Origin of the sequence: Streptomyces sp. V3I7 (assembly GCF_030817495.1) — a bacterium.
Classification (GTDB): Bacteria; Actinomycetota; Actinomycetes; order Streptomycetales; family Streptomycetaceae; genus Streptomyces.
Window position 1 is genome coordinate 1,237,122 of record NZ_JAUSZK010000001.1, and the last position, 17,018, is coordinate 1,254,139.

The following is a 17,018-nucleotide window of genomic DNA, read 5'->3' on the forward strand; positions in this document are numbered from 1 at the left end:
CGTGGTGAGCAGAGCCTGACGTCTTGCGTCAGGCGTTGCCGGCCTCGGCCTGGGTGGAGCGGATGAACGCGCGGCCGTTCCACTGCCACTTGGTCGCGGTCTTCAGATCGGGGCAGCAACTCGGTACGGCGGCTGAGGAGTAGCCGAGCAGGGTGGCGTCGACGGCCGCGTCGTGGACGGTGAAGTCGGTGACGGTGCGCCGGTCCTTGGGGTCGACGAGGGTGGCGACGACGCGGGGCCGCGCGTCACCCGTGCCCCGGGTGAGGACGTAGACGCCGTCGGGCGGGGTGCCCATGGGGGCGTCGCAGTGCACGACGGCGACCGTCTCGGGGCGGCCGTCGCCGTCGAGGTCCCCGGCGGCCTTCTTGACCACCAGGGCCTTCACCGGCCCGCAGGTGAGAGGGAAATCGACGCCTCGGGTGGTGGGTGCGGTGGCCGCGGGCGCGGGGGGCGCCTTCGGGGCGGCGGCGGGCTGGGCGGCCGTGGCCGAGCCCGGTTGCAGGACCGAGGAGAGGGCGACCACGCCGGCGACGGCGGTCGCGGTGGCGACCCAGTGGATGGGGCGCGGATGCGTGTGCGCGAGTTCCGGAACGGCGGATGGCTGCACTAGGAGTGTCTCCTGCGAGGGCTGTGCCGGTGGGGGTGGCCAGCATGGTGCCACACGTCACACCGCCAGGGAACGGCGGGGTACGGGATTTCCGCAGGCGGCGGCCTCGCGGGCGCCGCGGGCTCACGGAGTGTGGCGCCCTGTCAACGCACAGGCGCCGCGGCCGAGTTCCGGGTCGGACCCGGGAACTGGGCTGCGGCGCCTGTGCGTTGGTGGTGCGAAGGGGGCCGGCTCAGCGGCCGGCTCCGCCGTCGGCGTTGGGGCCGGCGTAGTCCTCGCCGTAGGCGCCCTTGGCGGGGCGGCGGCGGCGCATGGGCGGCTCGACGCCGTCGGCGAGGCGACGGGCGGTGAGCAGGAAGCCGGTGTGGCCGATCATCCGGTGGTCCGGGCGGACGGCCAGGCCCTCGATGTGCCAGTTGCGGATCATCGTCTCCCAGGCGGTCGGCTCGTTGAAGCAGCCGATCTCCCGGATGGACTCGACGGTCCGGGCGAGCTGCGTGGTGGTGGCCACGTAGCAGCAGAGGATGCCGCCGGGGACGAGCGCCTTGGAGACGGCCTCCAGGCACTCCCAGGGGGCGAGCATGTCGAGGATGACGCGGTCGACCTCGGTGTCGGACAGGTTGTCCTGGAGGTCGCCGACGGTGAGCTGCCAGGCGGGGTGCGGGCCGCCGAAGTAGCGCTCGACGTTCTGCTTCGCGATCTCGGCGAAGTCCTCGCGGCGCTCGTAGGAGTGCAGCATGCCCTGGTCGCCGATGGCGCGCAGCAGGAAGCTGCTGAGCGATCCGGAGCCGACGCCGGCCTCCACGACGCGGGCGCCGGGGAAGATGTCGGCGAAGGCCAGGATCTGCCCCGCGTCCTTGGGGTAGACCACGGCGGCCCCGCGGGGCATGGACAGGACGTAGTCGGGGAGCAGGGGGCGCAGCGCGAGGTAGGCCACGTTGCCGGTGGTGCGGACAACGCTGCCCTCGGGAGCGCCGATCAGTTCGTCGTGCGGGAAGGAACCCTTGTGGGTGTGGAAGTTCTTCCCGGCTTCGAGCGTGAACGTGTAGTGGCGGCCCTTGGGGTCGGTCAGCTGAACCTGGTCCCCGACCTTGAAGGGCCCGCGCCTGCGGGCGGCACCGGTCGGTTCGGACATGTGACCAGACTACCGGCGTTTGCGGGGGTCGCCGACCACTGGGTGATCGTCACGGGGTGCGGGCCATGGCCTTGACGAAGGCGCGCTCGACGTCGGCGGCGGACAGGACGCCGTAGATCTCGCCCGTCTCCTCGACGACCAGGTACTCGGTGGCCGGGGTGGCACGGAGCGTGTCGAGGAGGTCCTCTCCGGCCAGCTCGGCGGAGACGCACATGCCGTCGGTGAGGTCCGCCGCGAGGCCGCTGACGGCGACCCAGGGGCGGCGGTGCTCGGGTACGCCGACGATGGCGGCCTCGCGGACCAGGGCGAGGGGGCTGCCGTCGGCGTCGACGACGACCAGCGCGCGGGCCCCGGCGGCGTTGGCGCGGCGCAGGGCCTCGGAGAGGGGGGTGTCGGTCTCGACGGGGACGGCGCGGCGGGTGAGGGCGCGGGCGCGCAGTTCCGGGAGGTGCTCGCGCAGGCGGGCCATGCGGAGGCTGTTGCCGGCGCCGGTCCAGATGATCGCGGCGAGGATCGCGGCGAGCAGGGCGTCGGTGAGGGTGCCCAAGCTGCTGATGTCCTGGCCGCCGTCGCCGAGGATGCCGTACTGGTTGAGCAGCGGGAGGCCGATCAGGACGGAGAGGGCGAGGGCGCGGCCGGCCCAGGCGGCGGCGACGGTGCCGCTCATGGGCCTGCCGGTGATCTTCCAGATGACGGCGCGGAGCATGCGGCCGCCGTCGAGGGGCAGGCCGGGCAGCAGGTTGAAGGCGGCGACGAGGACGTTGGAGACCATCAGGCCGGCGAGCAGGACGCCGGGGACGGTGCCCGGCCGCACGAACTGCAGGGCGGCGTAGAAGACGCCGGCGAGGACGAGGGAGAGCAGCGGGCCGACGAAGGCCAGCACGAACTCCCGGCCGGGGGTCTCGGCCTCCTTCTCGATCTCGGAGGCGCCGCCGAAGAACTGGAGCTGGATGCGGCGGACCGGGAGCTGGAAGCGGAGGGCGGCGACGGTGTGCGCGAGTTCGTGGACGAGGACGGAGCCGTAGAAGGCGACCGCGAAGAAGAGCGACACGAAGTAGCGGACGAAGCCGAGTTCGGGCAGGACGCGGTCGAGCTGGCCGCCGAACACCCAGGTGATGAGGGCGGCGACGAGGAACCAGCTGGGCGCCACGTACACGGGCACTCCGAAGACGCGCCCCATGAGCAGTCCGCCGCCGGGGTCCTTCGACCGTCGCGGGCCCTCGCCTTCGGCGGGCTCCGTCCTGCCCGAGTCGGCGAGGGTGCGCGGGGCGCTGCCGCTGTCGTCGGCGGGGGCGTCGGCGGCGCCGGTGGGCTCGCCGTCCGTGTCGGTGTCCGCCTTCGGCTTGTCGTCGGCCGCGTCGTCGCCGGTGGGTTCGGCCGGTGCGGCGGTGTGCTCGGGCCCGGGGGGCTCCGGGGTTGTTGGAGTTGAGGGGTGCTCGGCCGGCTTGTCCTTGCCGGGTCGCGAGTGCCCGCTCCCGCCGCTCACGTCCACGGTGTCCCCTCGTTCGAAGCGTCCTCCGCGCCTGCCGGCGCAGGGGTCTCGGGTCGATGGTATGCGTCGCCGGTCACCGTGCCTCTCCGGCACCCCCGTGTTCGCGTCGGGGCCACTGTCAGTGGCAGCACGTATGGTCTGTGGTCATGGACAGCAGCATCGAGGACGCGCCGGAGGCGGCCGCGCCGACCCCGTCGAAGCCACCCGCTTCGTTGTCGCCGTCGCGGGCCGGCGACTTCATGCAGTGCCCGCTGCTGTACCGGTTCCGGGTGATCGACCGGCTGCCGGAGAAGCCGAGCGAGGCGGCGACCAGAGGGACGCTGGTGCACGCGGTCCTGGAGCGGCTCTTCGACGTGCCCGCGGCCGAGCGGACGGCGCCGCGCGCCGCGTCGCTGATCCCCGGGCAGTGGGACCGGCTGCGGGAGACCAGGCCGGAGGTCGGGGAGCTGTTCGCCGACGATCCGGGCGGCGAGCGGCTCGCGCGTTGGCTCGGTGAGGCCGAGCGGCTGGTGGAGCGCTGGTTCACGCTGGAGGACCCCACGCGTCTGGAGCCGGCCGAGCGGGAGATGTTCGTCGAGGCCGAGCTGGACTCGGGGCTGCGGCTGCGCGGGATCATCGACCGGGTCGACGTGGCGGCGACGGGCGAGGTGCGGATCGTCGACTACAAGACGGGCAAGGCGCCCAGACCCGAGTACGCCGAGGGCGCGCTGTTCCAGATGAAGTTCTACGCGCTGGTCGTCTGGCGGCTCAAGCGCGTCGTTCCGCGGCGGCTGCAGCTCGTGTATCTCGGCAGCGGCGACGTGTTGACGTACGACCCGGTCCTCGCCGACCTGGAGCGGGTGGAGCGCAAGCTGCTCGCGCTGTGGGACGCGATCCGGCAGGCCACGGAGACGGGCGACTGGCGACCGCGTCCGACCAAGCTGTGCAACTGGTGCGACCACCAGGCGCACTGCCCGGAGTTCGGTGGCACTCCCCCGCCGTACCCGCTGCCGGTGCGGGCGTCCGCGCCGGCAGCGGACGGGGCCTGAGCCGACGGCCGCGGTGCCCCGCGGGCGGGTCGTCGCACCCGTGCAGGGCAGAATGGGGCCGGACGAGCGAAGGAGAGTTCCGTGGCCATCCGCGTGCTACTGGTCGACGACCAGCCGCTGTTGCGTACCGGGTTCCGGATGATTCTGGAGGCGGAGGAGAACATCGCGGTCGTGGGCGAGGCCGGGGACGGTCTTCAGGCCCTCGACCAGGTGCGCGCCCTTCAGCCCGACGTGGTGCTGATGGACATCCGCATGCCGCGGATGGACGGGGTGGAGGCGACCCGTCAGATCACCGGCCCTGAGCGCGACGGCCCGGCCAAGGTGCTGGTGCTGACCACGTTCGACCTGGACGAGTACGTGGTGGAGGCGCTGCGGGCCGGGGCGAGCGGCTTCCTGCTCAAGGACGCGCCGGCCGACGAACTGGTGCAGGCGATCCGGGTGGTGGCCGCGGGCGAGGCGATGCTCGCGCCGAGCATCACGCGGCGGCTGCTGGACAAGTACGCCACGCATCTTCCCTCGGGCGAGGAGCCGGTGCCGGACACCCTGCACACGCTGACCGACCGTGAGGTGGAGGTGCTGAAGCTGGTGGCGCGCGGGCTGTCGAACGCGGAGATCGCCGCCGACCTGTTCGTCAGCGAGACCACGGTCAAGACGCATGTCGGGCACGTGCTCACCAAGTTGGGCCTGCGCGACCGTGTGCAGGCTGCGGTGTACGCGTACGAGAGCGGGCTGGTGCGTCCCGGCCCGCAGTGACCGAAGGGCCCGTACGTACGAAGGCCACGAGGGCGCTCCCTCCCGGAGGAGGGGGCGCCCTCGCTGCGTGCACGGGCCGGCGGTGGTCAGCCCTTGCTGAGTTCCCAGAAGCGGAAGACGGTCGAGGCGTCGAGGCAGGACTCGAGGCCGTAGACGCCGTCGCGGACGACCGCGTACTGCTTGGCCTGCCAGACGGGCAGGACGGGCAGTTCGTCGGCGACGATGTTCTGGAGTCGGCTGAACTCCCGGACGGTGGCGGCACGGTCGCTCTGGGCGGCGGTGCGCGGGAGGAGGGAGCCGGTGATGGTGGTGTTGCTGTAGTTGTTGGCCAGCACGTTGCCCTTGCCGAAGAAGGGCGCCGTGAAGTTGTCGGCGTCGGGGTAGTCGGGCACCCAGCCCTTGACGTAGACGCCGTACTTGCCGCGGGCTATGTCCTTCTCGTACTGGTCGAAGGCGACCGACTGCACGTCGGCCTCGAACAGCCCGCTGGCGTTGAGCTGGCCGGCGATGGCCTTGAGCTCCTCGTCGGTGGCCGGGCCGTAACGGGACGGGGTGGACCACAGCGTGAGCTTGACCTTGCCCGTGATGCCGTCGGCGCGCAGGGCCGCGGCGGCCTTGGTGCGGGAGGGGCGGGCGCCGTAGGTGTCGAAGAAGGCCGTGTTGTGACCGGTGATTCCGGCCGGGATGATCGAGTAGAGGGGCGTGGCGGTGCCCTGGTACACGTTCTTGATGAGGGCGTCGCGGTCGATCAGGTACGCCATCGCCTTGCGGACGCCGAGCTTTCCGGCGACCGGGTCGCGCATGTTGAAGACGAGGTGCTGGACCTCGGCGCTGCTGCCCTCGATGACCTCGGTTCCCTTGGTGTTGCCCTGCTCGTCGACGTCGGCGATGTCGCCCGCGGACAGGCCGCGGTAGGCGAGGTCGACGTCGTCGTCGAGGAGCGCTTTCTTCAGGGCGGTACGGTCGCCGTGGAAGAACTTGAGCGTGACGCCGGAGTTCTTGGGCTTGGCGGCGCCCCGGTAGGCGGGGTTGACCGAGAAGACGGCCTCGTCGTGGTCGAAGGAGTCGAGCTGGTAGGGGCCGGAGCCGACGGCTTGGCCGTCCTTGCGCAGGCCGCTCGCGTCGTACTGCCGGTGGTCGACGATGGAGCCGGCACCGGAGGCGAGCTTGCTGGGGAAGGTGGCGTCGGAGACCTTGAGGTGGAACACGACGGTCTTGGCGTCCGGCGTCTCGATGTCGCCGAGCATCGGGAACATGATGGCGGGGCCGGCGGCGTCGTCGATCTTCAGCAGGCGGTCGAAGGAGTACTTCACGTCCTTCGAGGTGAGCGGGTCACCGTTGCTGAACTTGAGGCCGCCCTTGAGGGTGCAGCGGTAGACGCGCGCGTGGCCGTCGGTGAACGTGCAGGTCTGCGCGGCATCGGGCTGCGGCTCGGTCGCACTCTCGGGGAAACTCAGCAGCGACTGGAAGACGTTGTTGAACAACAGCCAGGAGCCTGGGTCGTATCCGGACGCGGGGTCGGTGGCGAGAACGTCGTCGGACATTCCCATGACCACGGGGGCCGCGTCGTTCTCGGATTCGCCGCTGTCCGTGCCGCAGCCGGTCAGCAGCCCGGAGGCCAGTCCCACCACGAGAGGCAGGACTGGCCACTGGTTGCGCATGTTCACAGCAGTGCCTTGTCGTCGTGTATCGAGAACCGAGGGCCGGTACGACACCGGCCCTCGGGTGGTACAGGAAGACGTCAGCCACTGACTCCGCGGCTGAGCTCCCACAGCTGAAGCGTCGAGATGGAGCTGACGGCGTACGAGGTGCCCGTGATGTCGTCACGCGCGGCGATGTACTGCTTGCCCTGCCACAGCGGCAGCACGGGGACGTCCTCGGCGACGATGTCCTGAAGTGCCGTCAGGCTCTTCGTGGCGCTGAGCCGGTCCGCCTGGCGGCGGGACTCGGGCACGAGGGTCGCGACCTGGCTGTTGGTGTAGGGCGAGTGCAGGAAGTTGTCCTTGTCGAGGAACGGCGCCAGGTAGTTGTCGGCGTCGGGGAAGTCGGGGAACCAGCCCAGGCCGTAGACGTCGTAGCGGCCCTTCTGCGCGGCGGGCCGGAACGTGGACCAGGGCGAGCCGTTGAGGGTGACGTCGAACAGCCCGCTGTCGTCGAGCTGCTTCTTGAGGACCTCGAACTCCTGCTGGGTGGAGGCACCGTAGTGGTCGGTGGTGTAGTTCAGGGTCAGCTTGACCGGCGTGCTGATGCCGGCGCGGGCGAGCAGCGCCTTGGCCCGGGCGGGGCTGGGGTTGCCGTACTTGTTGAAGAACGAGTTGGAGTGGCCGGTGATGGAGGCCGGGACCAGCGAGTACAGGGGCTCGGCCTGGGTGCCGTACACCTTGGAGACGAGCTCGCCGCGGTCGATGATCTGGGCCATGGCCTGGCGGACGGCCTTGGACTTGACCGTGGGCGCGTCGGTGTTGAAGGCCAGGTAGCGGATCTCCAGGCCGGGCATGTCGACGAGGTCGACGTGCGGGTTCGATCCGGTTTCGAGCTTCTGGATCTGCGCCGGCGTCATGGTGCGGGTCATGACGCCGATGTCGCCCTTGTTCAGGGCGGTGCCCATCGCGGTGGCGTCGGGGAAGGTGCGCAGCACGACCTTGTCGTTGTTGACCTTCACGCTGCCCTTGTAGGTGGGGTTCTTGGTGAAGGTGGCGCTGACGACCTCGTTGTTGCGGACGTCGGTCTGGACCGTGTACGGGCCGGAGCCGTCGACCTGGAACCCGTCGCGCAGCTTGTTGTTCGCGTAGTCCTTCGGGTTGACGATGCCCGCGACCTCGGTGGACAGCTTGTACGGGAAGGTGGCGTCGGCCGTCTTGAGGTGGAAGACGACCTCACGGTCGCCCTGGGTCTCGACGGTGTCGACGGTGGACAGCAGGGCGAACACACCACTGTCGGCCTTGATGCGCAGGGCGCGGTCGATCGAGAACTTGACGTCCTTGGCGGTGACCGGGGAGCCGTCGCTGAACATCAGGCCCTCGCGGAGCTTGCAGGCGTAGCGCTCGTTGCCGCTGTCGGTGAAGCCGCAGCTCTCGGCCGCCTCGGGGACGGGGTCGCCGTCGCCCTTGGGCTGGATCATCAGGGTCTGCACGGTCTGACGCAGGATGTTCCAGCTGCCGATGTCGTAGGCGGCGGCCGGGTCGAGCGGCGCCGGGGCCTCCTGGGTGGCGCTGAACCGGTCCGTGGTGCCGACGGTGATCGCACCGTCGTCCGCGCTCCCGCTGTCGGATCCGCCGCAGGCGGCGAGAACCGGCGCGAGCAGTCCGGCCACGGCCGGCAGCACCAAAGTCTTGCGGTTCATGCTCGAGTTTCTCCAGCTGTTCAAGTCCGTGTATCCGGAACACATGTGTGTGGTGGCGGATCACGGGGGGTGGGGCGATGTTCTCCGGATGAGATTAGTCCGCGTGTACAGGAGCGTTCACAGTCACCGGAGTTGAGACGCCATCACGCTGTGAAACCGGGTGCGGACACACTGAAAACCCGACAGCGGCATGATTGGTGCAGCGGTCCACCAATCGGGACACAAGGACACCCTGATCACCCCCGTTCAAGGTCGATCAGGGTGCCGGGACGGCGCCATCGCCCCCCTTGGGGAGTGGCAAAGGTCACACCTGCAACTGCGTTGACCGGTACCGGAATTCAGCCAGACGGCTCGATTCGAATCGAATTCCGGCATGTGTTTGCGCGGCGGACATTTGCCCGGCCAATGACTTTTAACGCTCGGTGAACGTCTGACGCATTTCCGTCATCAATCCGCGGAGAAATGCCAGATCGACCTCTTCGAGGGAGCCCACGACGGTGCGGCGCAGGGCGGGGGCGATGGGGGCCACGGACGGCACGGCGACCACGTGGCAGCCCGCGGCCTCCGCGGCTTCGACGCCGGTGGCGGTGTCCTCGACGACGGCACATCTGGCCGGGTCCGCCCCGAGGCCGGCGGCGGCGAGGAGATACGGGTCCGGGTACGGCTTGGTGCGCGAGACCTCGTCGCCGGCGATGGACAGCGCGAAGTGCTGGGGGCCCAGGGAGGCCAGCACGCGGTCGATGATGCGGCGGTGGGAGGCGGAGACCAGCGCGGTGGGGATCTCGTGCTCGCTGAGCTCGGCGAGCAGGCGGGCGGCGCCCGGCATCAGCGGCAGGGTGCTCCCGATACGGGCCTCGAAGCCCTCGTTGAGCAGGACGCTGATCTCGGGGAGGCTGATGTCTGCTCCGGTGGCCTCGATGAGGAAGCCCGCGCTGCGGGTCATGGGGCCGCCGACCACGACGTGCCGCCACGAGTCGTCGAGGGTGTGGCCCAGGCGGCCGAAGACCTCGACCTCGACCTCCCACCAGAAGCCCTCGGTGTCCACCAGGGTGCCGTCCATGTCGAGGAGCACCGCCTGCAGGGCGGAATCTTCGGCCGCTGGGGCCTTCACTGCCCGAACCGGGCCGAGGGTCGAGGGAAGGGATCCATGCGCGGGGACCGTGCTGGTCATCCGGGCGCACCTCCTTGAGGGACGATCAGGCCGGTTCCCGAGCGGGAACCGGCCTGCGGTGGATCGACCAGTCTACGTCGCCGGCGAGCGAATCGCCTTGTTTATCCCTCCGGCTCGCGGGTACCCCGGCCGACACCCCCCGGACGGCCCGGGAGGCGCACCGAGCTGTGCGGAAGCAGGCCGCGGAGGCCGTCCGGGGACGGGCACGGGGATGGGCAGTGGGCGGCGGGCAGGGGGGCACCCGGGCTTTCACCGGGCGTTGAAGTACTTCGCCTCCGGGTGGTGGATCACGATCGCGTCCGTGGACTGCTCGGGGTGGAGCTGGAACTCCTCGGACAAATGGACGCCGATCCGCTCCGGCTGGAGGAGGTCGGCGATCTTGGCGCGGTCCCCCAGGTCGGGGCAGGCGCCGTAGCCGAGGGAGAAGCGGGCGCCACGGTACTTCAGGGCGAACATGTCGTCGATACCGGCCGGGTCCTCGCCGGCGAAGCCCAGTTCGGAACGCACCCGGGCGTGCCAGTACTCGGCGAGCGCCTCGGCCAACTGCACGGACAGGCCGTGCAGTTCGAGGTAGTCACGGTAGGAGTTGGCCGCGAAGAGCTTCGCGGTCTCCTCGCCGATCTTCGAGCCGACGGTGACGACCTGGAGGCCGACCACGTCCGTCTCCCCCGACTCCTCCGGGCGGAAGAAGTCGGCGAGGCACAGGCGGCGGCCGCGGCGCTGGCGGGGGAAGGTGAAGCGGGTGCGCTCGTTGCCGCGCTCGTCCAGGATGATCAGGTCGTCGTCCTTGGACACGCAGGGGAAGTAGCCGTGGACGACGGCGGCTTCGAGGAGGTTGTCCGTCTGGAGCCGGTCGAGCAGTCCGCGCAGCCGCGGGCGGCCCTCGGTTTCGACGAGTTCCTCGTACGTCGGTCCGTCGCCGGTGCGGGCCTGCTTCAGCCCCCACTGCCCCTTGAACAGGGCGCCCTCGTCCAACCAGCTGGCATAGTCCTTGAGCGGGATGCCCTTGACGACGCGGGTGTCCCAGAACGGCGGGGTCGGCACGGGGTTGTCGGTGGCGACGTCGGAGCGGACGTGGCCCTCCTCGGGCCGCTCCTCGATCTCGACGGTGGCGGCGCGGACCCGGCGCTGCTTGAGTTCGGGCAGCACGGCGCCGGGCACCCCGCGCTTGACGCCGATGAGGGCGTCCATGAGGCGCAGGCCCTCGAACGCGTCACGGGCGTAGCGGACTTCGCCCTCGTACAGCTCGTGCAGGTCCTGTTCGACGTAGGCCCGGGTCAGGGCGGCGCCGCCGAGGATGACCGGGTAACTGGCCGCGAGGCCACGCTGGTTGAGCTCCTCCAGGTTCTCCTTCATGATCACCGTGGACTTGACCAGGAGCCCGGACATGCCGATGACGTCGGCCCGGTGCTCCTCGGCCGCCTCCAGGATCGCGGAGACCGGCTGCTTGATGCCGAGGTTGACGACGTTGTAGCCGTTGTTCGACAGGATGATGTCGACCAGGTTCTTGCCGATGTCGTGGACGTCGCCGCGGACGGTCGCGAGCACGATGGTGCCCTTGCCCTCGGAGTCCGACTTCTCCATGTGCGGTTCGAGGTGGGCGACGGCGGCCTTCATGACCTCGGCGGACTGGAGCACGAACGGCAGCTGCATCTGGCCGGAGCCGAACAGCTCACCGACGACCTTCATGCCGTCCAGGAGCGTGTCGTTGACGATGTCGAGGGCGGGCCGCTCAGCCAACGCGAGATCCAGGTCGGCCTCCAGGCCGTTGCGCTCGCCGTCGATGATGCGCCGCTTGAGGCGCTCCTCCAGCGGCAGCGCGGCCAGTTCCTCGGCCTTGCCCGCCTTCAGCGACTTTGCGGTGGCGCCCTCGAAGAGCTGCATGAGCTTCTGGAGCGGGTCGTAGCCCTCGGCGCGGCGGTCGTGGATCAGGTCGAGGGCCGTGTTCACCTCTTCCTCGCTGAAGCGGGCGATCGGCAGGATCTTGGAGGCGTGCACGATCGCCGAGTCCAGGCCCGCCTTGACGCACTCGTCGAGGAAGACGGAGTTGAGCAGGATGCGGGCGGCCGGGTTGAGGCCGAAGGAGATGTTGGACAGACCGAGGGTGGTCTGCACGTCCGGGTGACGCCGCTTCAGCTCGCGGATCGCCTCGATGGTGGCGATGCCGTCCTTACGGGACTCCTCCTGCCCCGTACAGATGGTGAAGGTCAGACAGTCGACGAGGATGTCGGACTCGTGGATGCCCCAGTTGCCGGTGAGGTCGTCGATGAGCCGTTCGGCGATCTCGACCTTCTTCTCGGGGGTACGGGCCTGGCCCTCCTCGTCGATGGTCAGCGCGATGAGCGCGGCGCCGTGCTCCTGGGCGAGCTTGGTGACCTTCGCGAACCGGGACTCGGGGCCGTCGCCGTCCTCGTAGTTGACGGAGTTGATGACCGCGCGGCCGCCGAGCTTCTCCAGGCCGGCGCGCAGGACGTCGACCTCGGTGGAGTCCAGCACGATCGGCAGGGTGGAGGCGGTGGCGAAGCGGCCGGCCAGCTCCTCCATGTCGGCGACGCCGTCCCGGCCGACGTAGTCGACGCACAGGTCGAGCATGTGCGCGCCCTCACGGATCTGCTCGCGCGCCATCTCCACGCAGTCGTCCCAGCGGGCCTCCAGCATGGCCTCGCGGAACTTCTTGGAGCCGTTGGCGTTCGTGCGCTCGCCGATCGCCAGGTACGCCGTGTCCTGCCGGAACGGCACCGACTGGTACAGCGAGGCGGCGCCGGGCTCGGGCCGGGGCGCGCGCTCGGCCGGGGTGAGGTTCCGGACGCGCTCGACGACCTGGCGCAGGTGCTCGGGGGTGGTGCCGCAGCAGCCGCCGACGAGCGAGAGGCCGTAGTCGTGGACGAAGTTCTCCTGGGCGTCGGCCAGGCCCTCGGCGTCGAGCGGGAAGTGCGCGCCGTCCTTGGTGAGGACCGGCAGGCCCGCGTTCGGCATGCACAGCAGCGGGATGCGTGAGTGCCGGGTGAGGTAGCGCAGGTGCTCGCTCATCTCGGCGGGGCCGGTGGAGCAGTTCAGGCCGATCATGTCGATGCCGAGCGGCTCCAGGGCGGTGAGCGCGGCACCGATCTCGGAGCCGAGCAGCATGGTGCCGGTGGTCTCGAAGGCCATCGAGCACAGCAGGGGCACCTCGACTCCGGTGGCCTCCATGGCGCGCCGGGCGCCGAGGACGGAGGCCTTGGTCTGGAGCAGGTCCTGGGTGGTCTCGACGATCAGCGCGTCGGCGCCGCCCGCGAGCAGCCCCTCGGCGTTGGCCTGGAAGCCGTCGCGGAGGGTGGCGTACGGCACGTGGCCTAGCGTGGGCAGCTTAGTGCCGGGGCCGATGGAGCCCAGGACCCAGCGCTGGCGGCCGTCGCTCGCGGCGAACTCGTCGGCCACCTCGCGGGCGATGCGGGCGCCGGCCACGGACAGTTCGTGGACGCGGTCGGCGATGTCGTACTCCGCCATGGCCGCGTGGTTGGCCCCGAAGGTGTTGGTCTCCACGCAGTCGACGCCCACGGCGAAGTAGGCCTCGTGGACGGAGCGCACGATGTCGGGGCGGGTGAGATTGAGAATCTCGTTGCAGCCCTCGAGGTTCTCGAAGTCCTCCAGGGTCGGCTCCTGGTCCTGGAGCATCGTGCCCATCGCTCCGTCGGCGACCACCACACGGGTGGCGAGTGCCTCTCGGAGCGCGGACGTACGGGTCCGGCTGTCGGCGGAAGGGGTCGTTGGCAACGAGGCCATGTAGGGCTCCCTGGGCTGCGACGGCTGTCGGCTATGCGTTCCCGGGCAGGTCCGGGCAAGGCGCACGGCGTCAGCCTAACCGGGAGTCGGCTCGGATGGGCAGGGCGTCCACGACGCGGACGGGTGTGGCGAGGCCGTGGTCCCCCGGCCCGTGCGTGCGGGGGCGTGAGTCGGTCGATCATTGGCGAGAGGTCGGCATCGACCGGTAGTGTTCGGCATTGCCGAACAGTGGCGATGAGCCGGGCACGCAGTGGTGAAGAGTGGCAGCGCGACGTCGCGCGAGGGCGGACGGCGGAGACGGAGGCAGGACGGCGATGGCACGGAACATCCAGTCGCTCGAACGGGCGGCCGCGATGCTGCGGCTGCTCGCGGGGGGCGAGCGCCGGCTCGGCCTCTCGGAGATCGCCTCCTCGCTGGGCCTGGCCAAGGGCACCGCCCACGGCATCCTGCGCACCCTCCAGCACGAGGGCTTCGTCGAGCAGGACGAGGTCTCCGGCCGCTACCAGCTGGGCGCCGAACTGCTGCGCCTGGGCACGACCTACCTCGACGTGCACGAGCTGCGGGCGCGGGCGCTGGTGTGGACCGACGACCTGGCCCGTTCCAGCGGGGAAAGCGTCTACCTGGGCGTGCTCCACCAGCGGGGCGTGCTGATCGTGCACCACGTCTTCCGGCCCGACGACAGCCGGCAGGTGCTGGAGATCGGGGCCATGCAGCCGCTGCACTCCACCGCGCTCGGCAAGGTGCTGTCGGCCTACGACCCGGTCGCCCACAGCGAGGCCCTGGACGGCGATCCGAAGACCTTCACCGAGCGCACCGTGAGCGACGTGGCCGGTTTTGAGCACATCCTCGACCTCACACGCGCGCGGGGTTACGCGGTCGACGTGGAGGAGACCTGGGAGGGCATGGCCTCCATCGCCGCCCCGGTCCACGACCGGCGGCGCATGCCGGTGGGCGCGGTCGGCATCACCGGCGCCGTGGAGCGGCTGAGCCGGGGCGGTGAGCTGCGCCCCGAACTGATCGCGGCGGTACGGGACTGCGCCCGCGCGGTGTCGCGGGACCTGGGCGCCCGGCGCTTCTGAGCCGGCGGGAGTCCGGAGCGCCGTCCATGACGATCGCGCAATAACGATCAATAACGATCCTGGTTTCGGCCACAGAACTCTTGACGCACGTGTGACGCCGGGACAAGACTCCCGTCCATCGGTCGGCATTGTCGAACACTTACCGGCAATACACGCTAGGGTGTGACAACGCCAAGGGCCGGCTTCCCCTGGACGAAGGACAAAGGAGTCGCGGGTGTCCAGCTCCGACATCTTCATCGGCGAGACCATCGGTACCGCCATACTCATCCTGCTCGGCGGCGGCGTCTGTGCCGCCGTGACGCTGAAGGCCTCCAAGGCGCGTAACGCCGGCTGGCTCGCCATCACCTTCGGGTGGGGCTTCGCCGTTCTCACGGCCGTCTACACAGCGGCGCCCCTTTCCGGCGCCCACCTCAACCCGGCCGTGACGCTGGCGCTCGCGATCAAGGACCACGACTTCAGCCACGTGCCCGTCTACTGGGCCGGGCAGATGTTCGGCGCGATGATCGGCGCCGCGCTGGTCTGGGTGGCGTACCTCGGCCAGTTCCACGCGCATCTCACCGACAAGGAGATCGTCGGCGGTCCCGGTGCCCAGGCCACGGCGGCCAAGGCGGTCGAGGCGCAGGAGGCCGCCGCAGGCCCGGTCCTCGGCATCTTCTCCACCGGCCCGGAGATCCGCAACGCCCTGCAGAACCTCGCCACGGAGATCATCGGCACGGTCGTCCTGGTGCTCGCCGTTCTCACCCAGGGCCTCAACGACAAGGGCAACGGCCTCGGCACGCTGGGCGCGCTGATCACCGCGCTCGTGGTCGTCTCCATCGGCCTCTCCCTCGGTGGGCCGACCGGTTACGCGATCAACCCGGCCCGTGACCTCGGTCCGCGTATCACGCACGCTCTTCTGCCCCTGCCCAACAAGGGCGGCTCCGACTGGGGCTACGCCTGGATACCCGTGGTCGGTCCGCTGATCGGCGGCGCCATCGCTGCGGGCATCTACAACGTCGCATTTGCTTAAAGGGACCGAACTTCAGGAGATCCGCTCCCGAGCACCGCGCCTCGCAGCACGCGCCGTACGTACCGCCCCCGTAACCAAGGAACTTCCAGGAGCACACAGTGACCGACGCCCACACCGCAGGCCCGTTCATCGCGGCCATCGACCAGGGCACGACCTCCAGCCGGTGCATCGTCTTCGACCGGGACGGCCGGATCGTCTCCGTCGACCAGAAAGAGCACGAGCAGATCTTCCCGAAGCCGGGCTGGGTCGAGCACGACGCCAACGAGATCTGGACCAACGTCCAGGAGGTCGTCGCCAGCGCCATCGAGAAGGCGGACATCACCCGCGACGACATCAAGGCCATCGGCATCACCAACCAGCGCGAGACCACCGTGCTGTGGGACAAGAACACCGGTGAGCCCGTCCACAACGCCATCGTCTGGCAGGACACCCGCACCGACGCCCTGTGCAAGGAGCTCGGCCGCAACGTCGGCCAGGACCGCTTCCGCCGCGAGACCGGCCTGCCGCTGGCCTCCTACTTCGCCGGCCCCAAGGCCCGCTGGCTGCTCGACAACGTCGAGGGCCTGCGCGAGCGCGCCGAGGCGGGCGACATCCTCTTCGGCACCATGGACACCTGGGTCATCTGGAACCTGACCGGCGGTGTGAACGGCGGCAAGCACGTCACCGACGTCACCAACGCCTCCCGCACCATGCTGATGAACCTGCACACGATGCAGTGGGACGAAAAGATCTGCTCGTCCATCGGCGTCCCGATGCAGATGCTCCCGGAGATCCGCTCCTCCGCGGAGGTCTACGGCGAGATCACCGGCGGCCGCCTCGGCGACCTGCTCGGCGGCATCCCGGTGGCGTCCGCGCTCGGCGACCAGCAGGCGGCCCTGTTCGGCCAGACCTGTTTCTCCGAGGGTGAGACCAAGTCGACGTACGGCACCGGCACGTTCATGGTGATGAACACCGGCGACAAGATCATCAACTCCTACTCGGGCCTGCTGACCACGGTCGGCTACCAGATCGGCGACCAGAAGCCGGTCTACGCCCTGGAGGGCTCGATCGCCGTCACCGGCTCGCTGGTGCAGTGGATGCGCGACCAGATGGGTCTGATCTCCACCGCCGCCGAGATCGAGACGCTCGCGCTGTCGGTCGAGGACAACGGCGGCGCCTACTTCGTGCCGGCCTTCTCCGGCCTGTTCGCCCCGCACTGGCGTTCCGACGCGCGCGGTGTGATCGCCGGTCTGACCCGGTACGTCACCAAGGCGCACGTCGCCCGCGCCGTCCTGGAGGCCACGGCCTGGCAGACCCGTGAGGTCGCGGACGCCATGACCAAGGACTCCGGCGTCGAGCTGGCCACGCTCAAGGTCGACGGCGGCATGACCGCCAACAACCTGCTGATGCAGACGCTCTCCGACGTCCTGGACGCGCCGGTGGTGCGCCCGCTGGTCGCCGAGACCACCTGCCTGGGCGCCGCGTACGCCGCCGGTCTCGCCGTCGGCTTCTGGAACAGCACCGACGACCTGCGCGCCAACTGGCGCCGGGCCGCCGAGTGGACCCCCCGCATGGACGCGGAGACCCGCGACCGTGAATACAAGAGCTGGCTCAAGGCCGTCGAGCGGACCATGGGCTGGATCGAGCACGAGGAGTAGTC

Annotated in this window: 12 protein-coding genes; 5 read left to right on the forward strand and 7 right to left on the reverse strand. The window is 70.1% G+C overall.

What is annotated here, in order from left to right; translation table 11 throughout:
• Positions 1 to 28: 28 nt before the first annotated feature.
• The 3 genes from QFZ74_RS05930 to QFZ74_RS05940 all read right to left on the reverse strand — a co-directional run bounded on the left by QFZ74_RS05930 (position 29) and on the right by QFZ74_RS05940 (position 3,234).
• Positions 29 to 607: a hypothetical protein gene (locus tag QFZ74_RS05930; RefSeq protein ID WP_307619718.1), complete on the reverse strand. Its 579-nt coding sequence runs from the start codon at positions 605 to 607 to the stop codon at positions 29 to 31.
• 232 nt (positions 608 to 839) lie between these two features.
• Complete coding sequence (locus QFZ74_RS05935) at positions 840 to 1,742, reverse strand: tRNA (adenine-N1)-methyltransferase (RefSeq protein ID WP_307619719.1); 903 nt, start codon at positions 1,740 to 1,742, stop codon at positions 840 to 842.
• A gap of 49 nt (positions 1,743 to 1,791) precedes the next feature.
• The gene (locus QFZ74_RS05940; RefSeq protein ID WP_307619720.1) at positions 1,792 to 3,234 is read right to left on the reverse strand and encodes a site-2 protease family protein; all 1,443 of its coding nucleotides are present in this window, start codon (positions 3,232 to 3,234) and stop codon (positions 1,792 to 1,794) included.
• Between the two features lie 146 nt (positions 3,235 to 3,380).
• Here QFZ74_RS05940 and QFZ74_RS05945 point away from each other — a divergent pair, with 146 nt between their 5' ends.
• On the forward strand, positions 3,381 to 4,262 hold the full coding sequence (locus QFZ74_RS05945) for a RecB family exonuclease (protein ID WP_307619721.1): 882 nt from the start codon (positions 3,381 to 3,383) through the stop codon (positions 4,260 to 4,262).
• 81 nt (positions 4,263 to 4,343) lie between these two features.
• Entirely contained in the window at positions 4,344 to 5,015 is a 672-nt protein-coding gene (locus tag QFZ74_RS05950) for a response regulator transcription factor (protein ID WP_307619722.1), read from the forward strand.
• An 86-nt stretch (positions 5,016 to 5,101) separates the two neighbouring features.
• On the opposite strand, the gene QFZ74_RS05955 is transcribed toward QFZ74_RS05950, so the two are convergent.
• The 4 genes from QFZ74_RS05955 to metH all read right to left on the reverse strand — a co-directional run bounded on the left by QFZ74_RS05955 (position 5,102) and on the right by metH (position 13,291).
• Positions 5,102 to 6,682, reverse strand: a complete 1,581-nt coding sequence (locus QFZ74_RS05955; RefSeq protein ID WP_307619723.1) for an ABC transporter substrate-binding protein — start codon at positions 6,680 to 6,682, stop codon at positions 5,102 to 5,104.
• Positions 6,683 to 6,756: 74 nt separating this feature from the next.
• Positions 6,757 to 8,358, reverse strand: a complete 1,602-nt coding sequence (locus tag QFZ74_RS05960) for an ABC transporter substrate-binding protein (protein ID WP_307619724.1) — start codon at positions 8,356 to 8,358, stop codon at positions 6,757 to 6,759.
• A gap of 412 nt (positions 8,359 to 8,770) precedes the next feature.
• Positions 8,771 to 9,529, reverse strand: a complete 759-nt coding sequence (locus tag QFZ74_RS05965; RefSeq protein WP_307619725.1) for an HAD family phosphatase — start codon at positions 9,527 to 9,529, stop codon at positions 8,771 to 8,773.
• Between the two features lie 249 nt (positions 9,530 to 9,778).
• The gene (gene metH, locus QFZ74_RS05970) at positions 9,779 to 13,291 is read right to left on the reverse strand and encodes a methionine synthase (protein WP_307619726.1); all 3,513 of its coding nucleotides are present in this window, start codon (positions 13,289 to 13,291) and stop codon (positions 9,779 to 9,781) included.
• 314 nt (positions 13,292 to 13,605) lie between these two features.
• Here metH and QFZ74_RS05975 point away from each other — a divergent pair, with 314 nt between their 5' ends.
• The 3 genes from QFZ74_RS05975 to glpK all read left to right on the forward strand — a co-directional run bounded on the left by QFZ74_RS05975 (position 13,606) and on the right by glpK (position 17,016).
• Entirely contained in the window at positions 13,606 to 14,370 is a 765-nt protein-coding gene (locus QFZ74_RS05975) for an IclR family transcriptional regulator (protein WP_307619727.1), read from the forward strand.
• A 214-nt stretch (positions 14,371 to 14,584) separates the two neighbouring features.
• Positions 14,585 to 15,379 (forward strand): MIP/aquaporin family protein, encoded by a 795-nt coding sequence (locus QFZ74_RS05980; protein WP_307619728.1) that lies wholly within the window; start codon positions 14,585 to 14,587, stop codon positions 15,377 to 15,379.
• A gap of 98 nt (positions 15,380 to 15,477) precedes the next feature.
• On the forward strand, positions 15,478 to 17,016 hold the full coding sequence (gene glpK / locus QFZ74_RS05985) for a glycerol kinase GlpK (RefSeq protein WP_307619729.1): 1,539 nt from the start codon (positions 15,478 to 15,480) through the stop codon (positions 17,014 to 17,016).
• The last annotated feature ends 2 nt before the right edge of the window (positions 17,017 to 17,018 follow it).